Raw genomic sequence first — 21232 nt, forward strand, 5'->3', positions numbered from 1 at the left:
GAAATCGGCAAGTAAAAAAGAATCGGCATTAGACTCGATAACGAGCCGAGCATAACTCGGCTTCTCCCTTCTGTAAAAGAGGTTCTTTGGACCTTTTTTCGAGAGGCGCCCCTAGCCCTCACAGTATGAGTATTAGAACGCATTGCACGCGCTTCCGTCACGCTACTTCAACTTCGTAACTCGTGCGACTTCGTACAAATGAGAGCTGCATCGTGAGCTTGGGCCAGTATGCGGCTGTTAAGTTGCACTGGCGTACAATGCGTAAGCAACCCGCATAATTGGCTGTCCAAAGCTGATCTCCAACCAGGCAAACTGTTCAAACGCATACGCTGCAGTCAAAGACCGAGAGCAAGCTTCCGCTTACATCACGCGAAAGAGCACTGAGCACGCGACAACGCATCGGGCTTCATTTCGCCAACAATTGACGTCTGAACCCTATCTTCATATCCAAACCATCTCGACCTCTTACGGGACCGAAACAATACGGCGGCCATTTTTTAGAGAACTGAGGCTAAGATCGCCATCATTTCGGTATCGCAATGATGGCCGCGAATGCACTTTCTGAGAATCAGTTCAGACACCCTACTCCACTGGAAAATGGCCTCATTCTCTTGTTGAAACAGACTCTTCTCGATTGAAATTCCCATATAGACAAAGCCTCTACTTTTTAGACGGCCGTCTATTTTCCAGAAAACGACACAAAAACAAATAGATAGAGCACCATCCGGCGAATCGATAAAATTTTGTTTAATTTTAATGCTGGCACTAACTCTTTGTTAATTAGCCTGCCTCTTGCAGTAGAATAAGAATCGGACATAATGACGGTATTTAGGCGGTATCAGTTCCAGTGCCGTCACTAGGGATCCCAAGTAATGAATACCGCAAATTCAGCAGCAGCTTTGTCGTTTGACGACATGATACTATCGCAAGGGCGCGAAATTTCTCGCAAGCTCAATCTGCTGCGTCACGAAAACTTTCCGCCGGATGCACGCAAGAGCATGCTGCGTCAGTTTTCTATGGCCGAGGCTGCATATTTCCTTGGTGTTTCTCCCAGCAATCTCAAGAAACTACATCTGGAAGGCAAAGGCGTCGAGCCTACAATTCTGTCAGGCGGTCGCCGGGCTTATAGTGTCGAACAGATCCAGGAACTGCGCCAGTGGCTCGATCAGAATGGCCGCGCCGAGGTAAAGCGCTATGTTCCGCATCGTCGCGGCAATGAAAAACTTCAGATCATCGGAGTCGTCAACTTCAAGGGCGGGTCCGGTAAAACTACGACGGCTGCGCATCTGGCCCAACATATGGCACTGACAGGCCATCGCGTACTTGCAATCGATCTCGATCCGCAAGCTTCACTTTCGGCTCTCCATGGTATTCAGCCAGAACTCGATGATTTTCCGTCGCTGTATGAAGCAATTCGTTACGACTCCGAAAAGAAGCCTATTCGTGAAGTTATTCGCCGGACTAACTTCCCAGGGCTTGATATTATTCCAGCGATGCTGGAGTTGCAGGAGTATGAGTATGATACACCGCTTGCTATGCAAAATGGCGGTGAGGGGAAAACATTCTGGAACCGTATCGCGCAGGCTCTGTCTGACGTAGACAGCGATTATGATGTCGTAGTTATCGACTGCCCTCCCCAGCTCGGTTATCTCACACTTACAGCACTCTCGGCGGCAACCTCAGTGCTCATTACCGTCCATCCGCAGATGCTCGACCTTATGTCGATGTCACAGTTTCTGCTCATGCTCGGCGATATTCTGAAAACAGTTCGCCAAGCAGGCGGCGCAGTGCAACTCGATTGGTTTCGTTATCTGATCACTCGTTACGAGCCGACCGATGTTCCCCAGGCTCAAATGGTAGGCTTCATGCAGAGCATGCTCGCCTCACATATGCTGAAGCACCAGATGCTGAAATCAACTGCGATTTCTGATGCCGGCCTTACCAAGCAAACGCTTTATGAGGTCGATCGTTCATCGATGAATCGCGGTACCTATGATCGCGCCATGGAAGCCATGGAAGCGGTCAATGCTGAAATTCGCAGCCTCATTCACGAGGCATGGGGGCGCTAGACTGCCGTCTAAAGCGGCGAATATTGAATAAAATCAGGTCTCTGACCGGTTGAGGACGAGAGAATGGCAAGAAAGAACATATTCGAAAGCGTTATGCGGGACGAACCGGCGGCCGAACAGACCTCGCAGCCGGTCGACAACGTATCGCGTCGGTTCGGTGCCGCCAAGTCTCTTTCCGCATCAATTGACGAACTGGCAAAGCAGGCCGCCCAGAAGCTTGATGGTGAAACAATTGTCGAGCTTGATCCAAATGATCTGGATGCTTCCTTCGTGGCTGATCGTTTGCCTGATGCAAATGACGAAGATTATCTGGAGCTTCTGGAAGCCATTCGCGAGCGCGGTCAGGACACCCCTATTCTAGTTCGTCCGCATCCCGAGACCAGTAACCGCTATATGATCGTCTTTGGTCATCGCCGAGCACGGGTTGCCAGCGAACTTGGTCTCAAGGTTAAGGCTGTCATCAAGCCTCTCGCCAATTTGGAACATATTCTCAGCCAAGGTCAGGAAAACTCTGCACGTGCAAATCTGAGCTTCATCGAGCGCGTTTTCTTTGCAGCACGCCTTGAAATGCTCGGCTTCGAACGTGACGCCATACAGGCGGCATTGACAGTCGATTATCAGACTCTATCGAAAATGCTGACCATTCCAAAAGCCATCCCCGAACACATTCTTCTGGCAATTGGACCAGCAAAAGGTATCGGACGTGACCGCTGGCTGGAACTGCGCAAGCTGATCGAGATACCCGGCAAAAAGGATGCTGCAGAAGAACTTCTGGCGACGCAGGCATTTGAAAATGCATCGTCAGGTGACCGTTTTGAACAGCTTTACGGCTATCTGAAAGGCGGAAGGCAGAAGAAGCCTGTCACCAAAGCGGCTCTGCGTCCCGGAGCCAACTGGACGGCCTCGGACAAGTCGGTCAGCGCTATTATCAAACAGAATGGCAAATCAGCTACATTGGCGCTTGGTGCAGCCAACGGGCCTCGTTTTGCCGATTGGATTTCTCGCAATCTGGACCAGCTTTATGCGTCGTTTCAGAACGAGGAGAAGTAAGTGAGTAAGCGTACGGACCAAAAGCTTTTGCTGCGGTTCAATTGTGTAGCCCTAATTCCGAAAGAGTAATCAAAGTCGGAATTAAGACATGCGTAAAAACAAATAGTAAGCGTATTTGCGTCGAAACTGTTCAGGAAGAGGAACGAGACAGCAAAAGAAAAGGCCCCCAAACGTCGCCGTATGGAAGCCCTTCTCATTGGTTTAGCAGCTAGAGAATCGCAAATCCACGAATCACTGTCAAGTGTAATTAGCGTCATTTCGGCGGGTTGATTTCTTTTGCCTTGTGGAAGGTGAAGGAAAATGGAGATTCAGTTAGCCTCGACGCCGTTTGGCAGTCGATCGATGACGCTTGCCTTGTTGGCAAGTCAGCAGAACACAAAACAGATTGCGCCGGGGACAGTTGTCGATAAATGGCAGCTGCATCGCTGGTTATGTGAAGCAAAGGCCTGTTTCGGTCTAAATGACCGTTCTCTCGCGGTTCTTTCCGCGCTGATGTCATTCTATCCGGAAACAGAGCTGAGCGAACAAAGCAGCTTGATCGTATTCCCGTCAAATAAACAACTGGCACTACGCGCCCACGGAATGGCGGACGCTACCCTGCGCCGTCACCTGGCAGCACTCGTCGATGCCGGTTTTATTCACCGTCAGGATAGCCCAAATGGTAAACGCTATGCGCGCCGTGCCAAGGGTGGAGAAGTGCAAATCGCGTTCGGTTTCTCACTGGCACCGCTCTTGGTACGTGCTTCCGAACTGGAAACAGCAGCCGAACGGGTGAGGGCTGAAAAGTCCGCATTACGCGAAATGCGTGAACGCCTGACATTGCTGCGCCGCGATATTACAAAGCTCGTCGAATTTGCCGTTCAGGAGAAACTTGCCGGAGACTGGCGCGACATTAATCATCGCTTCCGCTCCATTGTAGAAAGCATTCCGCGCCGTGCAGACCGTGAAGAGCTCGCCATGCTCGTTGAGGCATTGCGGAATATTCGTATGAATATCGATAACACATTGAAACTTCATGAAAATGTTCAAATTTTGAGCGGCAATGAATCTCAAAATGAGCGGCAGCAAATTGAATCAAATCCAGATTCCCATCTTGAAAAGACAACGTCTGAATTTATCGACCAGCGCGTAACTGAAATCACTAGCGTAACCGTTGAACCTGTCATCTCGCTCGACATGGTGCTTCGTTCATGTCCGGAAATCACCGCCTATGCCATCTCATCTATCCGACACTGGCAAGATTTATCCGATACAGCAGAGAAAGTACGCGCCTTCCTCGGTATCGATGGAAAGCTCTACGATCTCGCAAAGAAAACGCTCGGAATCCATAACGCATCGATTGTAATTGCCTATATTCTGCAGCGCTATGAACAAATCCACTCCGCTGGTGGGTATCTTCGAATTCTGATTGAAAAGGCCGCTAATGGTGCTTTCACGATCAAGCCTATGTTGATGGCCGCTTTAAACATGCAGAACCGATGCCAGTAATCGACGCCTTGTTATGTGGTTGAATGATAAAATGCAGCCGCGCTGCTGCGGACGAGAAGCGTACCAATCACAGCTTGGCTATCTCAAACCGCAGAACACCATGAGCTAGATGATGGTTTTGCGATTAAGGTCACTCGGTTAACCGAAAATGTAGCGGAAGCGTATCTTTCCATGGACCTTGGTGCCGAATTGCATAAGTCAGTGTCTTTATCATTGCGCTTAAACTTCAGCCCCACACCTAAATTTCGATTTGCCGGGAGGCTTTGACAGATACCAATGAAGTTTACCAAGACGCAACTTCTGCCTGCTTATCTGAATCGAATAAAGCTACCTGCAAAGAGGGTTAACAAGAGCCAGTACCTGCTGGTCGGTTTCTAGATCCCAACTAACTGCCGGGAAAAAACAAAAGGCAGTTCTGCAATGGGATGTACTCGAAAGCTTCCAGTCTCTTTCTGGCCCCATTCAGATCGCCAAGCAATGGGCTGTCGCAGGTTCGATCCCTTTCAATGTGAGAGGACTGTGTTCAGTGGGGGGAGAGCCAAAATTCTTAACTCTTGAACTAAACCCCAGACGGCTTCCCGCTGGAGAGTGGGTATGCAAATTAGACATACCGGAAAGCATACTTTCGATTTCTGTTTTCGACATCGCGCATGTATGACGAAGTATCATTCATCTGCAGAGTGCAATAAGCAAAAATTGGATATAAATTGATGGCATATATAACGGCAGAAATAAAATCTTCGAAAGTATATCATGGATACGATGAGGATAGGAAACCTGTTGTCGATGATTTAGACGGAGGTGAATTTGTAAAGAAACTTATCAATGTCTCTAGAATTCTATCTGTTACTGAAGATTATATTTTTATCGAATGTCCTCACAACACAGTGCAGACCTGGGAATATAAAGGAACGCTGGAGGAATTCAGGTTGAAACTGCGACGAGCCGGTGTCCCGGCGGAATAGGCGTTAGGGATTCCTCCACTTGATGGTCACACAGGCTTGAAACTGAAGACGCGTGCGACACGGGTTTCTCTTGCAGTGGATATGGAAAATGAAAATCACGTCAGTCAACGTTTACTATGTGCGTGGACAGGGCCTGAAGCCGGTTCTGGTGCAAGTTCACACAGATGAAGGCATATCAGGATTAGGTGAGGCCGCCATTTCATATGGAAGTGGCGGTACAGCCGCAGCTGGCATGATTACAGACCTGAGCGAACGGTTTTTGCTGGGGGGCGATCCGCTGGCCATCAACCGGATCGTTTCGGATATATATGACCAGACGTTCTGGCTAAAGAACCCCGGCGGAATAGCATGTGCAGGGATGAGCGCCATTGAGCAAGCCTTATGGGATATTCGTGGCAAGGCCTTGAATGTGCCTGTATACGAACTTTTTGGCGGGAAAATTCGCGATGAGTTGAACTATTATGCGAACGGTTGGTACTTCGGAGCTAAATCTAAGTTAGATCTGATCAGGAAAGCTGCTGATGCAGTCGACGATGGTCATTATGCCCTGAAAATGTATCCGCTGGCTCAAATACAGCCGAACGGGACGTTGCGACATCCACGTGGACGATATTCTGACAATTTCGATGCCGTTACTGCTGGAATCGAGTTAGTGCGCGATGTGCGAAAAGCGGTGGGACCAGATATAAGACTGATGCTTGACTTCGGTGGTGGAATTTCTGTCGCAGATACTGTGCGGTTTTGCGAGCGCACCAAAGAATATGATATCGAGTTTGTGGAGGAAATCACTGATCCGGGTGATCTCGGTGCATTGTCTCAAGTCGCTCCATTAATTGATATTCCGATTGCGGCCGGGGAAAGGCACTATCTCAGACATGGTTTCCGTGATCTTCTTGAGAAGCGCGTGATCAGCATATTACAGCCGGACATAGGTAATGCAGGCGGTTTTGCTGAGGTTCATAAAATTGCGGCGATGGCTGACGCTTACGGATTGAAGGTTCAACCGCATGTGTGTGGAAGTTCTGTTGCGGCAAACATCGCAACCCACCTGAGCGCATGCTTGCCCAATTTTTATATTCAGGAACATTTCCCTTACTGGGCTGACATACCCGGATATATCGAAGTGGCTACCGTATCCTTTGAAGAAAAAGCCAGGAATGGGAGTCTTCCAGTCTCCGAACAGATTGGGTTTGGAGTTGAACTGAATGAAGCTAAAATGAAGGAACATCTTTGGGCGGTTATCGGTTAAACGGCGTCATACTGCATACTGAGGGGTGAGGTGCGATCTGCTGTCGTTGAGTTGGCCGCAGGGACCAAGCTTTTAGTGTGGTTATTACCACTATTTTCGTTTGCCCTTGACACTGTTGTAGGCGAGTGTGTGCCGCAACTAAAATGTCGGGATGATATCTGATGAAAAAGCCAGGGAAACAGAACTGGGAAGTGGGGATGAACCTCATCTACTTTTCAGCCTTCCGGGCAGTGATGTTAACTGGAACGGTGAGTGCGGCTGCCGAACTTATCGGGAGAAGTCAACCAGCCGTCAGCCGGCTTCTGAATAAGCTTGAGACCGAATTGGGTGTCACTCTATTTGAGCGCAGAAAAGGACTGATTACCCCGACATCGGTTGCGCACCTTCTTCTGGATGAAATCGATCGAGCCTATACGTCTCTCGACTCTCTGAGAAATTTTGCGGCAACGGTTGCCGAAGGTGAGACCAGTCGCGTTACTGCCGCTGTTATGCCTGCCCTTGGGATAAGTTTCATGCCCCAGGCGCTAAAGAAGTTTAAAGCCAACTGGCCGCAGACACGTGTTCAGCTGAATATACGTCTTTCTGCCAAGATCGAAGAGTGGGCTGCGTCACAGCAACTAGATTTCGGTCTAGCTGAACTCCCATTCCGCAGATCCGGCTTCCAAACAGAAGTTTTCAGCGATGCCCCATATATTGCTGCGGTACCGTGTGACCATCATCTAGCCAACCGTGACAAAATTGAACCGCCGGATCTTCGGAACGTGCCGTTTGTTTCGTTCGCCTCATTCACCGCTGCCGGCCCGATCATTACACAAGCGTTCCGCGCGTCAGGTGAAAAACTCGACCCAGCTTATGAAACGACAATTTCCGCTGCCGCATACGAATTTGCCAAAATTGGACTGGGCGTAGCGTTAATAGACCCTTACACAGCCATTCACCAACTGGATGAGCGTGTAAAATTGGTGCCATTTCTGCCGAAAATACCTTTCAATGTGGCGCTACTTCGTCCCTATTCCCGTCCACAAAGTCGCGTGTCGGAAGCACTTCTAGACCTTTTGTTCAGCGAACGAGACGCAGTCTTGGCGAAGTTGCCGCATTTCTAACTGACAAAAATTGTTAAGTGTCAGGAATTTCCCCGCTCCTAATCATTATGCGTTTACCGCATAATGGAGGCCGATTTTTCTATTTTGAGCATTCCGAATTAGCTGTTGTACTCGTCGGACACAGAGGAGGGGAACAGCTAAATGAACATGGAGACTGCGCGGGACCAAAGTTATGACGTGATCGTCATAGGTGGCGGTATTAACGGTACCAGCGCTGTCCGCGAACTCTGCGCCGCTGGCTATAAGGTTCTGCTTGTCGAAATGGGTGATTTCGCAAATGGCGCATCGAGCAGGTCGTCCAGAATATTGCACTGCGGTCTCAGATACTTTGAGACCAAGCAGCCGGTCCGCACTTTCGCATCGTCACCTTATAAGTTGAAGAATGCGGTTTCCATGGCTCGTGCTGCAATGAACGCGCGAGAAGAACTGGTGCGCCTCCGGCCGGAACGATGCAAACCCTTTAAAATGTGCTTTCCCTTATACGAAGCAGATGAGTTGCGTGGATGGCACCTGGATATTGGATTTTCGCTCTTGAAGCGCCTCGGGTCGGGCCGTCTGCCACTGGAGTACCAACGGCACAAACGCAACTTTGACACCTCTGTGCCCCTAGCAAAGGATCTACGAGATCGAAATCAACTGCGGTCTATAGCGACTTACCGCGAATATATAATTGACTGGCCTGATAGGCTTTGCGTCGATGCAGTTATTGAAGCTGAAGAACTCGGCGCTGATATTCGTTTGTTCACTATCGCCAGCATTAAGGAAAAAAACGCTGAGGGTTTTTGGCAGGTTGATCTTAGCTCTGCAGATCGTGAAACAAGCAGTGTATTTGCACCGATTATTCTCAATCTAGCCGGAACATGGATAGACGACGTTCTAAAGCCCGTGTTCAGAGGAGAGAATGATCGCCTAATTCATGGGACGAAGGGCGCCCATATCGTTGTTCGCTTGCCTGAATATTACCATGGGCACGGGGTGGCGGCGCTCAACAGATTGGGGATGCCTATTTATTGTCTGCCGTTCAAGGAGGACCTTTATCATATTGGTCCGACGGAAACCTATTTCGAATCTGATGCCAGTAACGTTAGCGCAGATGACGACGATATCGAGTTTCTACTCGATGAAATCAATTTTCTTCTCCCCGCTCTCAACCTGACGAGACGGAATGTCGAATTTACCTGGGCTGGTGTGCGACCGTTGACCTTCAATCCCCAAAACCCCGACGGCGATAGAGTTAGGCAAATCCATGATTTGAAGGGAAGGGGCTACCCAGGAATTTTTGCGATGACCGCCGGGCCGGTCATGAGCCATCTGAGTGCAGGAAGAGAGCTCCTGGCCACGGTAGATGCAAACACTCCTGTACGGCGCCATCGGCAAAAAAGCCAAATGCAACGCACGCATGCGCCGCTGGGCACGGATGCGATCACACCATCGTTTCGAAACTACGTATCGCACGAACACGCCCATGATCTGAGAGGTATCTTCTATACACGCAGCGGCATCGGTTGGGGGCGGCACATAGACCGGGCCACTGCCACAGATGCAGCCAATGAAATTGCCGATCTGCTAGGATGGGAGCCCGAACAGATCGAGCGGGAAGTAGACAGGTTTCTTCAATTCCAACGGGAAATTCACCGTTCGGGAGAACCTGCAAAATCATAACGAAACAAAAAAGAGGAGTGAACTGAAATGGGTACGCGCAGACATCAAAATCTTGCTTTGGTGGCAGTTTCCACGCTTTCTATGGCGATTTCGCTTTTTGCAAGTGAAGCTCATGCCGAAGGCGAGCGGTTGAAGGAAATCCTGGAGCGCGGTACTCTCCGTGTTGGTTTGCAAGGGGCGTTTAAGCCCTGGTCTTTTCCTGGTGCAGACGGCAATCTCCAAGGCATCGAAGTTGATCTCGCCAAAAGCGTCTCGGATGCACTAGGTGTCAAACTCGAGCCTGTGATTATTACATCTGCGAACCGCATGCAGTTCCTCCAACAGAACCGGATCGATCTGATTGTCGGTGGTATGTACGATACCGCGGAACGTCGCAAAGTCATCGGCATCATTGAACCTGCCTACTGGGCGTCGGGACCAACCTTGCTTGCCAAGAAAGGTGTCATCAAAAGTTGGGACGATATTGCCGGAAAGCCAGTGTGCGGAAAGCAGGGAAACTATTATAACCAACAAGTCGAGCGGCAATTGAAAGCTAAGCTGATTGCATTTACCGGAAATGCCGAGGGTAAGGAAGCTCTGCGCGCCGGACGTTGCATTGCCTGGGTCTACGATGACGTCAGCATTATGGCTGATCTGGAGACACCGGAGTGGCAGGATTACGAGATGCCAGTTCAAGCACTCTATAACAACCCTTGGGCTGCAGCTGTCCCTCTTGAAGAACGAGATAAGGGCTGGGGCGTATTCATGGCCGGCATGGCATACCGTTGGCAAGCTGATGGTACGCTGATTGAACTTGCCAAGAAATGGAAAGTTGCACCGTCTGAATGGTTCACTGAGCAAAATAAGAAACTCCATTGGGATACCGCTTACCTCGAGCCAAAAGAGTGAGGCTCGTAGTTTCTGATCAGCAGTAGCTCGGAGTGATGATGATCGAATATATATCAAGTTTCTTCCGCAATCTGAACGAGACTGCGGGCTTGAACTTTATTGTCTTCTATGACGACTACGAGTTCAGCCGCTTTCTCGAAGGAGCGTTGATTTCACTGCGGCTCATGGCGTTTTCCATCTTGTTGTCGCTAGTGATCGGCGTTTTAGGGGCTTGGGCACAAACGTCAAAAAGCGCAATTATTCGCGTGGCGGTCGATGCCTATATCCAGGCGTTTCGAAATACACCTCCGATGATCCAGCTTTTGTTCTTCTATTTCGGTCTGGGTGCGTTCACACCGGCCGTGGACATGGGGGGATATTATGAGCCTATCATTTCTTCCTTTGGGTGGGCAGTAATCTCGCTCGGTATCTTTGGCGGGGCATTCAACGTCGAGATATTCCGGGCAGGCCTGGAAGCCGTTCCTGAAACAACAAAAGAGGCCGCTGAAAGCCTCAGCTTTTCGAACTGGCAAATCTATATGTATGTAACACTCCCACTGGCTTTTCGGATTAGCCTACCAGCGTTGACGAATAATCTGGTGAGCTTGGCCAAAACAACCTCGCTCGCCTATGTTATCGCCGTTCCAGAGATGACCTATGTCCTTAATCAGGTTTGGTCGGACAACATCAACGTTCCTGAGATGATTCTGGTGCTTTTCCTTTTCTATGTGGCCGTTGTGAGTATTCTTGCCTGGTTCCTGCATGCACTCGAACGCCGTTTGGCCCTTCCGGGGTATGAACATGAATAGGCGCGCTTTCACAATCGTTCCTTCGCAATTTGGAGTAGCGGCATTTTCTACCGCGTTCTCTTTGCGATACGGAATTATTCTCTTCGCCGTGTTTTTTGGGTCGCTGTGCATCGCTTATGCACAAACAACGAATGCCGAAACGCCAACAGCAGTCGAGATACTTTTCGGTTGGATTCCCTTTATCTTGCGTGGCTTTTTTCTGAACCTCTATATGAGTTTTCTAGCGATGGCCTTGGCGACAGTTCTCGGAATCTTTCTGGGTCTTATGCAGATCAGTTTGTTAAGGCCGGTAAGCGCCGTTGCCCGTCTGGTAACGCATCTGCTTAGAAACTCGCCTTGGCTCGTCATTCTCTTTATCACCATGTACATGATGCCTGAGGATTTTCGTCTACCGGGCGGGATTGTAATACCGTTCCCGGGTTGGATGAAAGCAACGGTCGCTTTCGCACTTCCAGTAATGGGTAACATAAGCGAGATCGTCCGCGGCGCGGTTCGTTCCATTCCGTCAGGACAATGGGAATCGGCCGAAAGTCTTGGGTTTACCCGTGTTCAAACGCTTTGGAATATCATTCTGCCGCAGAGTTTCCGGCGTTCAATTCCGCCTTGGATGAACTGGTATGCGCTTCTCACGCTCTCTACTCCGATGGCATCGATTTTCAGCGTAAGAGAGTCAGTTGCCAATGCGCAGGCTGCAATGGAAGCGTCTGGCGGACGGCCGGAGTTTCTCTTTCCGTTCTACCTGTTCTTACTCTGTTTGTTCTTCGCGTACATCTATCCAATCGCGCTCCTGACAAGGAAACTGGAGAAAAGATATGCTGTCTAAAAACAACATCGATGCGCGCCCTCTGGTTTCTTTAAAGGACGTGCACAAGGCATATGGCGATCTGGAAGTTATCAAGGGGATCAGCCTTGACGTTCGCAAAGGTGAGGTGATCTGCATCATAGGCCCGTCTGGTTCGGGTAAATCCACTCTTATTCGTTGCATCAATGGTCTAAGCTCAGTGCAAAAGGGATCGATAATCGTTGACGGACAGGAGGTGAATGATCCGAAGCTCGACAAACTCGCATTGCGGCGAAAAGTTGGAATAGTCTTTCAGCAGTACAATCTGTTTCCGCATAAGACAGTCTTGCAGAACGTAATGATGGCACCGATCAAGGTTCTGCGCGAACCAAAACAGGAAGTTGAGGAACGAGCGCGCTCCTTGATCGCAAAAGTTCGACTTACCGGCAAGGAAAACCAATATCCGGGTCAGTTGTCAGGTGGCCAGCAGCAACGTGTGGCCATCGCGCGAAGTCTGGCCATGCGTCCGGACGTTATGCTTTTCGACGAAGTTACCGCTGCGCTTGATCCCGAGACTGTAAAGGAAGTGTTGGCGACTATAAAGGAACTCGCATCCGATGGGATGACTTGTATCCTGGTTACCCATGAAATGGGCTTTGCGCGCGAAGTAGCCGATCACATCTACTTCACAGATCGAGGCGTTATCGTAGAACATGCTCCGCCGAAAGAGTTCTTTACCTCAGCAAAGGATCCTCGGACCCAGCAGTTCTTAAGTCAGATATTCTAAACTTAAAACGACACGACAATCATCAGTAGCATCTGGAACATACCAAGCCGGCCGCTTGGTGTGAACGGGTTTCTATTAGCTAAAGGGAAAAGCGATGTACCAGCAAGCCTCCAACAGTGTCAAAAATGACCCACTGTTACAGCCGCTGAAACTCAAGCACCTTGAACTTCGCAATCGCATCATGAGCACCAGCCATGCGTGTGGACTGGAAGTCAATGGAATGCCGCTTGAAGCTTATCAACGATATCATGAAGAAAAGGCCAAAGGTGGAATTGCGCTGTCGATGTTCGGTGGATCGTCCAATATTGATATCGATTCACCGAATGTTTTTCGACAATTGAATGTGGGAACAGACGACATCATTCCTCATTTTCAGCAATTTGCCGAGCGTATGCACCGCCACGGTGCAGCGCTCATGTGTCAGATCACCCATCTGGGCCGACGCGGTGAAAGCTATGGAGGCGACAGGTTGGCGATGATTGCGCCATCCCCCCTCCGGGAGACACTTCATCGCAGTATACCCAGAGAAATGGATGAGAACGATATTAATCGTGTTGTGAAGGCATTTGCCACGGCGGCACTGCGATGTAAGGAGGGGGGATTGGACGGCATCGAGACCCATGCCGGTGGTCACATGATCGGACAATTCCTGTCACCGATTTCAAACCGCAGAACCGATCGCTTCGGTGGATCGCTTGAAAACCGAATGCGCTTTCCGCTGATGGTGCATGAGGCGATCAGGAAGGCCGTAGGTGATGATTTCGTCGTTGGTATTCGCATGGCCGTCGATGAGGGGCCCGATGGCGGGATGGGTTTTGAGGAATCCCTGAAAGTTGCTCAGGCACTTCGCGATATTGGCGGGATTGATTTCTTCAATGCAATCTACGGCATGATGGACACGACCCGTGGACTTGCCGAAGATGCTATGCCTGGAATGGGGTCGCCACTCGCACCGTGGGTCGAGCCGGTTGGGCGCTTCCGCCAAGAACTCGACATTCCGGTATTCCATGCTGCGCGCATTTCGGATGCGGCTTCCGCGCGGTACGCTATCCGTGAAGGCAAAATGGATATGGCAGGCATGACAAGAGCACAGATCGCTGATCCATACCTTGCTAGTAAAATCGCGTCGGGACGTGAAAGCGAAATCCGGCCATGCGTAGGGGCCACGCATTGCCAGTCGCCGCATCGTCCTGCTTGCCTTCATAATCCGGCAACAGGAAGAGAGACGGTCCTGTCTCAAGTTTTTGCGAAAACAGAGAATGGCAAACGTAAAATCGTCGTAGTTGGCGGCGGGCCCGCAGGCCTTGAGGCTGCCAGAATATGCGCCGAACGTGGCCATGAGGTCTCGTTGTTTGAAGCGGCGTCCGATTTCGGCGGTCAGCTTCTTCTTGGGGCGAAAGGATCGTGGCGCGGTGACCTCATGGGCATCGTGGAGTGGCGGGTAGCCGAACTCCATCGTCTTGGTGTGTCGCTTCAAACAAACGCCTATCTCGATGAAAATGAGATTCGATCGCTGAATCCAGATGTTGTTTTGTTGGCAACGGGCGGCATGCCTCAAATCGATCTTCTGCATGGAAGCGATCTGTGCGTTTCGACCTGGGATATCCTTGCTGGTCAGTCGAAGTTATCGGGTGAAGTACTGGTCATCGATGGTACCGGACGACATCCAGCTCCCTTGGCAGCTGAGAAGGCGATTGGTCTTGGAGCCAAGGTCCAATTTATCACGATTGATGCCCAAATTTGCGAAGAGCTGACTTATGCCGAGCGGGTTCGCTGGAAAAAGCTCTTCCTAAAATTCGGTCTATATCCCAAAACTGAAACGCGTTTGACGGCAGTCCATCGCCAGGACAACCGCTTGGTCGCAACGCTTGTGAACGACATTAACCGGGATACAGAAACGGTTGTGGTTGATCATGTTGTTGTGGAGCAGGGGAGCGTGCCATCCAACGAGGTTTTTGAGGCTCTTCGATCCAGTTCTTCAAACAACGGTGTGACCGATCTGCGTGCCATGGTTGACGTAAAGCCTCAACCTGTCCGCGACAGACCCGGTTTTGAGCTTCATCGGATAGGAGATGCTCTGGCCAGTCGGAACGTTCACTCTGCGATGTTGGATGCAATAAGAATATGCAGTCCGCTTTGAGAATTTGGAGAGCGTGTTTAGCGTCCGATTTTATCCAGCAGCTGATACCATGCTGCTACTGTCCGAACGGCTGGCGCTCTCATCGAGAAAAAAGGAATGTCTTCTGGCTTCTGGCGCTGCACCAGCGCCAGATCGGGCTTTTCGCCTTGCAGCAGGTCAATCGCGTAGCGCCCAAGAAGACTCGACATTGCAATGCCGGTTCCGTTGTAGCCGAGCGAAAACGCAACATTCTTGTTGATCAGTCCAGTTTGAGGAAGGCTGTCCATAGTCATAGCTACAAGCCCCGACCAACGATTGGTGACCCTGTATCCGTTCAACTGCGGGAAGGTGTCATACATTGCTTTGGCAAGGGTGGAATAAGCGGCAGCAGAGTCATTTTTGCCGAATGCGCCTCTCCCACCAAAAAGAATGCAGTCTCCGCTGCGTCGGAACCAGCGCATCATTCGGCGCGTCTCGCTGTAGCTCCGATTGTTGCAAAGAATGTCGTCAAAAACAGAGGTAGGCAGCGCTTCGGTCGAGATGATTGCGCTCCTGAACGGAATGATGGTCTTTCGCACCTCATTGGTAACAGAGGTGATGTCAGAATAGGCATTGGTTGCGATCAGAAGCTGTTTGCATTTGACCGATCCATCTTTCGTATAAATACGTCTTTCCGAACCTTCTTCGATGATACGAAGAGCAGGACTGTTCTCGTAAATCAGGCCTCCGCCCAAGAGCACTGCATTGGCCAAACCTCGGCAGTAATTGAGAGGATGAATGATGCCGGCATGGGAGTTCAAAACACCTCCGAAGAAGCGCGTGCTTCCCGTCTCATTCGCAACTTCATTAGCATTAAGTACGGTGATACTCGTATCGCCGAATACGCCCCGGGTCGTCTTTGCTTCTTCCACGAGCATCGCGAATGCGGTCTCGTTATGCGCACAGCGAATGTTTCCGGTTTTGGAAAGATTTGCCTTTCGGATCTGAAACTGCTCGACATAATTTTCAACGCAATCCATCGCCGCATGACCCAGCGCGTTCATGCGTTGAGCGACTTGCTTACCGTGAGCTTGCGCCATGGTGTTTAACGATACACGATACTTCGTCGATACCACCCCGCCGTTTCTTCCAGAGGCGCCGAAGCCGACTTCTTGTGCTTCAAGGACGACAGGCTTCAACCCACGTTCGATTGCTCTTATCGCTGCAGATAACCCGGTATATCCACCTCCGATGATGACCACATCGGCCGCAATATCCGCCTCCAGTGTATTGCAGTCGAGGGGTGGCGTTGCAGTCTCACGCCACAATGATCTAGGGGGGGCGAATTTTCGCATTTGGAAAAACCCTGAGCTTGCTTACAAGTTATTGTCTCTCACCTTCGACTGCATCTGCGAGTTCCCTCAAAGTCGAAAAATGGAAATCCGGCTTCGTCACAACCTTGGGAACTGGTGTTCCGCCAAAGCCCTCGAGGCCCTGTCGACGCTCGATCCAGCAAACCTTGTACCCAAGCTCTTTAGCGACGCCAATATCGTGATACTGGCTTTGGGCCACATGCAGAATTTCATCCTGCTTAAACCCGAAAGCCGATTGGCGCCCAAGGTTGTAGGAAAAGAAACGCGGATCTGGTTTCGGATACTGGGCGTCGTCAGCAGTGACGCTGTCATGAAAGGGATTGCCAAGTTTGTTCGCGTTTGCGCTGAAGCCGACGCGATCATAATTAGTCATGGCAACCAGTCTGAAGTGTCTGCGCAATCGTCTGAGCGCTTCAGCAGAATCCTCGAATGCGGGGAAGTCAAAGAAATGGCTATGGAACTTGTCACCCGCAGCGCTGTCATCCGACAGTCCGAGTTCCTTTGCAGCGCAGAGATAAACGTCGCGCATGACTTCACTTGCACGTCCCGGAAATCTTTCTCTTGCTTTGAGATAGGGCTGGAAAATCTGCTCGTCAGTCAGTGTCTTTGCTGCATCTCCTCCTGCGGAGCGGAAACCGTCCAGAATACCTTTCTCGAAGTCGATACACGTTCCCACAATATCAAAAGTCAGAACTTTAAAATTTTCGAAGGCCATGAAAATTGTCTCTCCTGTTCCGGGCAAAAGCCAGCTGTCTGGCCACTTTGGGATGCCGGGGACAACTTCATCAATTCTAATAATAGTCATCTCGGAGGTTACATTTTGTAATGTCACACATTCGAAGGCTTCTTCCATCCCTCAACGCACTTGTAGCTTTCGAGGCAGCGGTCCGGTGCGGAACATTTGCAAACGCAGCCCGCGAGCTCGGAGTAACAAGTCCCGCCGTTAGCCGGACTATCGGACGATTGGAGCTGCATCTAGGTATGCAACTTTTCAAGCGAACTCCAACGGGAGCAGAACTAACGGAACATGGGGGTGATCTCTTTGCTGAAGTCTCTAAAAGCTTTTCCAATATAGAACGTGTCTTAACCGGGATAAGGCAAATCGCACAAACGAAGCGACTGACGGTGCGAATATCGGTCTCAGGAGCTTTCGCTACGCATTGGTTTATGCCGAGAATGAATAAGTTTCAGGTAGCATTTCCAGATGTAGAGATTCAGTGGCAATTGATCATTGGTCCACTCGATTGTCCGGTTAGCGACGCCGATATCGCGATGCGGTTCGATCCGAAAGTGGATGATCGGCATCGAGTTTACCCTCTCATGCCTGAGCTTCTGATGCCTGTGCGATCTCCTGCGTTCGACTTAAATTCTACACAATCCCGGTCGGGTTTGAATCAGGTGATTACTCTCAGTGGGTCGCAGTTCAGATGGGCTGATTTGTATTCTGGAGATGCACTCAAAGAGATAGCGCGGGAGCTTCAGTTCTCCGATTACAATGTCGTTGTCCAGGCCGCACTTATGGGACAAGGCAATGCTATCGGCTGGCTAAGTGTCGTGTCGACGTTGCTAGCTAATGGTTCGCTGGTTCCGTCTCATTCAGTTGTGGTTTCAACCGGAAGACGTTGTGATTTGGTGACTTCGGTTAAATCGAACGAATTCATCATTGACGATATTTGCGACTGGATCGTAGATGAATATCGGCGGGATGTGAAAGAGATAAACAAGACATACGAAGGATTGATTGAGGAATTTTGAGATTCCAGACCATACGCGTAGCAAGATCATTCTCGACCCGGAAATTTCGGGAGCCCCCGCGGGCACGTGGAGATGTTTTGCGGTTCGTATCCAGTCCAGACACAATTGAGCGATCCGCACCTGGAAGAGACAGGCCATTAGTTGCTGGAGGCACATTTCGAAGAATTGCTTGCTTCCAATCATCCGCTGCTTTCTCATGCGGGAAATGTCAGCCGATGGGCCATTCTGATCGTCCTCATGACTGATACGAAGTCCGCATTGCGGCCGTGCAACCGTGATCATACGTCCACCTCCGAACAACAGGTGTGCTTTTCAACGCGCAGTATGTAAACTGACAGCGTTCAATGGAGAGGGAGGAAACGCCGGTGCCCCGATTTCTCGCTGTTTACACTATGAAGCCCGAAGACCTCGCTTCGTTTCGAAGCCTGTCCAAAGCCGAGCAGGATGCTGTCGATGCGGCCGGCATACCACAATGGGTGGCATGGGAAGAACGCAATGCCGCTTTCATCCTTGATCGCGGCGGTATGGTGGGCAAGACGACGCGTGTGACAAAGGACGGTGTCACCGAAGCGGTGAATCCGTACTGCGGCTATCTAGTCGTGGAAGCGGAAACGGCTGATGCCGCCGCAAGGATGTTTCAAGACCATCCGCACATCACTGTGTTTCCGGGCGACGGCGTAGATATCATGCCTTTTCTAACGTGAATCTCCTTGAACGAGCGCCGTCTCCCTCAATCCTTTTCCAACCCAGGATCCGGGCGTATTACTATCTCGCATAGGAAGCAGACTAGCAAACTTCGGGCGGTTGCGTCGGGAAGTTATCTTTGGCTGGGACCAAACTGTGGCAGCTGAGCGGCTTGTATTTCTGTCGTTCGATTGGACGCTCGCCTCAAAGCAGCCTTTTTGACACAAGTTGGCTAACTGTCGGGGAAGGGGCCAGACCGGCAGGTTTGAGAACTCAGTTCAAATTGCTGCCGATGGCCAGACACTGTCCAACACAGCTGTCACGCGCAACAATAAGCTTTCCTGTTCACCACATTGGGTGCATGTGGCGCGGTTCTTCAATGGTCTGCGGTGTTGGAGAAAGCCCCAATCTCATCGCGATCCATGACGCATTCGCGTGCTCAGCTGCATTTCCTGCATCGAGCATGACCACCCGACTCTCTGCCATTTTAACCCAAAGTCGGATCTGCTTTCGCGGCGCATCATTTGTGCTCTCTGTCCAGGTTACATAATCCACGCTCACTTCGTCATAGTGGGAAGCATGCATTTCCCCTTTCGTGCGCTCCAACACGAGGCCGGTCTCAAAGAAATGCGCAAGCCCAGTGCCTGACATGATCTGAGCAGCGACACCTGCGGATACGAACAGTCCGAACGCCAGTACAGCAAGGCCGACACTCAGGCTCAAAAGCTTGCCCCACCAGGGACCAGACAAACAGAAACCAGCAGCCAGAAAAGGCAAGGGGGCAACGAACACGGCGACCAGACCGGTAATCATCCAGACGCGATCATGGTGACGATTGACACGCAAACTACGATCCCAAACTCCAAACCCCGCGTTCTGCGCGGCAGCTTGAGCTCGATCGGTCAGAGCCTTTTTATCTCGCTTTTCAGTTCGCACAACCGTATTCATCCAGAATTGGCCCTGGGAAAACTGTTTTCCCGAATATGTCGCGCCATTGTTCTCACCTTCCATTCTGATTGGAACGCTATATTCGCATACCACCTCAACCATTAGGGTATGAGCGTGAGTTACTTCCATTCACATGGGGTCGCGGTACACTGGAGCGGAATTGAGCCATTGGCGCAACGCCACTATTATGTCAGGAGTTTTTAATAGCACGAGGATGGAAGGCGACAAAGCGGATGCTGGCGGAGCTAATGAAGTGCTATGGCTTTGGTCTTGAATGGACTTTCACCGACAAACTTGGCGCCTAAGCGTGGCAAATTTGATGTGTTCGTCGCCTCCACCGTCAGATGTGAAGACATCGCAAATCCGGCCAAAATAGTTTGAAGTAATTACGACCTGTCCCTTCATTTATCGCTGTTGGTATAATGCTCTTTCGCCATATTCTCGAAAATAAAGAAGAATACAATCAATATTAACACGATGATGCCGCAAGTTATTGCTGTTATGGGCCAGCCGTTAATCATCCCACTAACGCCGAACGTTGTTGCAAGTAAAATCGCCAAAAAAATTTTCTAAGCACTGTGGGCCCTTTCGGTACGGTGCTGACGTATAGTCGATATCGAAATGATGACCTATGTTGGACTTGCGCAAGTCAACTGGATCTGGATTTCCCGATTGGCGGCCAGTCCAGGTTCGCTCGCAAGAACGAGAGACTTTGTTGCATTCTTACTGATCACGATAACGCCTTGCTGCAATACTTCTCGCACGCCTCCTATATTGACGCTGCTCATATATGCTGCCCGCGCCGAAAAGCACCCGCAGTCACCAATTGGCTTGGATAATTGAAAATTGGTTTTGACTGAAACGAGGTTCGTTTTCGTCTCAGTTTCTGAGGCTTTGACCGTCACGCATGCCGCCAGTTCATTTTGAAAGGCAACGCCGCCAGTATCTGCGGCGGTGGCCGCATTGCAGAGCAATGCGGAAAGAACTGTGCCATAGATCAAACCTTGCATGGACGGCTCCTCGTTTATTGCGGTGGTAATTTTTTAATGCAGCTCAAAATGTCCGTATCGCAAACGGGAACTTCGGATCGCGTTGCTGGCTCATCCAGCCACCGATGATACGCGCTACGAATCTCCACGTCCTTATAACTGTAGATTTTCGCCTTCTTGTCGATGCGGCTCGCTTCCAATGCTCTCGGGGTTACAGCCATATGAAAGGCCAGCTCATTGAACTGCCAGACTTTCCAGTCCGTTAGCCGCTCAATGACCCGTACATGATAATAAGGATCATCTGCTCGCTCCGGTCGTACTTTATAGACGTCGGCCCACCGTACTATTTTCGGTGAAACGGATAAGACGATGCTTTCCTGATGTTCCTGGGCCAAAACTGGAGTGACAGTGAGAACGCCAAAAACTGCGAGAGAAACGAAAGGTCTCAATAGTTTCGACATTCATTTCCTTCCATCAATTGTCCCATCCTTCATTTTGAAGCGACCAATATTGCACAGCCTTCCAATATCCTGAATCGCTATCCATGACGAAACT

General features: G+C 50.3%; 19 protein-coding genes. 14 read left to right on the top strand and 5 right to left on the bottom strand.

Going from position 1 to position 21232, the window contains the following annotated elements; genetic code table 11:
• The first annotated feature begins 872 nt into the window (after positions 1–872).
• From repA to FIB18_RS22545, 12 genes are all read left to right on the top strand, one after another.
• Positions 873–2069, top strand: coding sequence for a plasmid partitioning protein RepA (gene repA, locus FIB18_RS22490; protein ID WP_105543487.1), 1197 nt, complete (start codon positions 873–875; stop codon positions 2067–2069).
• A 63-nt stretch (positions 2070–2132) separates the two neighbouring features.
• Positions 2133–3119, top strand: coding sequence for a plasmid partitioning protein RepB (repB, locus tag FIB18_RS22495; protein WP_140022934.1), 987 nt, complete (start codon positions 2133–2135; stop codon positions 3117–3119).
• Between the two features lie 300 nt (positions 3120–3419).
• On the top strand, positions 3420–4607 hold the full coding sequence (gene repC / locus FIB18_RS22500) for a plasmid replication protein RepC (protein WP_140022936.1): 1188 nt from the start codon (positions 3420–3422) through the stop codon (positions 4605–4607).
• 710 nt (positions 4608–5317) lie between these two features.
• Positions 5318–5572 (top strand): hypothetical protein, encoded by a 255-nt coding sequence (locus FIB18_RS22505; RefSeq protein WP_140022938.1) that lies wholly within the window; start codon positions 5318–5320, stop codon positions 5570–5572.
• Between the two features lie 88 nt (positions 5573–5660).
• A complete protein-coding gene (locus FIB18_RS22510) occupies positions 5661–6821 on the top strand; it encodes a mandelate racemase/muconate lactonizing enzyme family protein (RefSeq protein ID WP_140022940.1) in 1161 nt (386 codons plus the stop codon).
• A 161-nt stretch (positions 6822–6982) separates the two neighbouring features.
• Positions 6983–7924 (top strand): LysR substrate-binding domain-containing protein, encoded by a 942-nt coding sequence (locus FIB18_RS22515; protein WP_235894953.1) that lies wholly within the window; start codon positions 6983–6985, stop codon positions 7922–7924.
• A gap of 141 nt (positions 7925–8065) precedes the next feature.
• Complete coding sequence (locus FIB18_RS22520) at positions 8066–9586, top strand: FAD-dependent oxidoreductase (protein WP_140022941.1); 1521 nt, start codon at positions 8066–8068, stop codon at positions 9584–9586.
• A gap of 27 nt (positions 9587–9613) precedes the next feature.
• Positions 9614–10474: a transporter substrate-binding domain-containing protein gene (locus tag FIB18_RS22525; protein ID WP_328596264.1), complete on the top strand. Its 861-nt coding sequence runs from the start codon at positions 9614–9616 to the stop codon at positions 10472–10474.
• 38 nt (positions 10475–10512) lie between these two features.
• Positions 10513–11262 (top strand): amino acid ABC transporter permease, encoded by a 750-nt coding sequence (locus FIB18_RS22530; RefSeq protein WP_140022970.1) that lies wholly within the window; start codon positions 10513–10515, stop codon positions 11260–11262.
• Positions 11255–12085 carry an amino acid ABC transporter permease gene (locus tag FIB18_RS22535; RefSeq protein WP_140022943.1) on the top strand — a complete coding sequence of 277 codons (831 nt, stop codon included), beginning with the start codon at positions 11255–11257 and terminating at the stop codon, positions 12083–12085. The genes FIB18_RS22530 and FIB18_RS22535 overlap by 8 nt, the downstream gene beginning before the upstream one ends.
• Positions 12075–12830: an amino acid ABC transporter ATP-binding protein gene (locus FIB18_RS22540; protein ID WP_140022945.1), complete on the top strand. Its 756-nt coding sequence runs from the start codon at positions 12075–12077 to the stop codon at positions 12828–12830. Before FIB18_RS22535 ends, FIB18_RS22540 begins: the two co-directional genes overlap by 11 nt.
• A 94-nt stretch (positions 12831–12924) precedes the next feature.
• Positions 12925–14970, top strand: coding sequence for an NADH:flavin oxidoreductase (locus FIB18_RS22545; RefSeq protein WP_140022947.1), 2046 nt, complete (start codon positions 12925–12927; stop codon positions 14968–14970).
• A 17-nt stretch (positions 14971–14987) separates the two neighbouring features.
• On the opposite strand, the gene FIB18_RS22550 is transcribed toward FIB18_RS22545, so the two are convergent.
• Together FIB18_RS22550 and FIB18_RS22555 are read right to left on the bottom strand one after the other, a co-directional pair.
• Positions 14988–16283: an NAD(P)/FAD-dependent oxidoreductase gene (locus FIB18_RS22550; RefSeq protein ID WP_140022949.1), complete on the bottom strand. Its 1296-nt coding sequence runs from the start codon at positions 16281–16283 to the stop codon at positions 14988–14990.
• A 28-nt stretch (positions 16284–16311) separates the two neighbouring features.
• On the bottom strand, positions 16312–17016 hold the full coding sequence (locus FIB18_RS22555; protein ID WP_140022972.1) for an HAD-IA family hydrolase: 705 nt from the start codon (positions 17014–17016) through the stop codon (positions 16312–16314).
• A gap of 110 nt (positions 17017–17126) precedes the next feature.
• Between FIB18_RS22555 and FIB18_RS22560 the strand changes: the two genes are divergently transcribed.
• Positions 17127–18056: a LysR family transcriptional regulator gene (locus tag FIB18_RS22560; RefSeq protein ID WP_140022951.1), complete on the top strand. Its 930-nt coding sequence runs from the start codon at positions 17127–17129 to the stop codon at positions 18054–18056.
• Between the two features lie 365 nt (positions 18057–18421).
• A complete protein-coding gene (locus FIB18_RS22565; protein WP_168436680.1) occupies positions 18422–18760 on the top strand; it encodes a hypothetical protein in 339 nt (112 codons plus the stop codon).
• Positions 18761–19085: 325 nt separating this feature from the next.
• On the opposite strand, the gene FIB18_RS22570 is transcribed toward FIB18_RS22565, so the two are convergent.
• From FIB18_RS22570 to FIB18_RS22580, 3 genes are all read right to left on the bottom strand, one after another.
• Positions 19086–19751: a hypothetical protein gene (locus FIB18_RS22570; protein ID WP_140022953.1), complete on the bottom strand. Its 666-nt coding sequence runs from the start codon at positions 19749–19751 to the stop codon at positions 19086–19088.
• A gap of 566 nt (positions 19752–20317) precedes the next feature.
• Complete coding sequence (locus tag FIB18_RS22575; RefSeq protein ID WP_140022955.1) at positions 20318–20698, bottom strand: DUF2195 family protein; 381 nt, start codon at positions 20696–20698, stop codon at positions 20318–20320.
• Between the two features lie 14 nt (positions 20699–20712).
• Entirely contained in the window at positions 20713–21138 is a 426-nt protein-coding gene (locus FIB18_RS22580) for a DUF5086 domain-containing protein (RefSeq protein WP_140022956.1), read from the bottom strand.
• Between the last annotated feature and the right edge of the window lie 94 nt (positions 21139–21232).

The organism is Brucella pecoris (genome assembly GCF_006376675.1).
Taxonomy (GTDB): Bacteria; Pseudomonadota; Alphaproteobacteria; order Rhizobiales; family Rhizobiaceae; genus Brucella; species Brucella pecoris.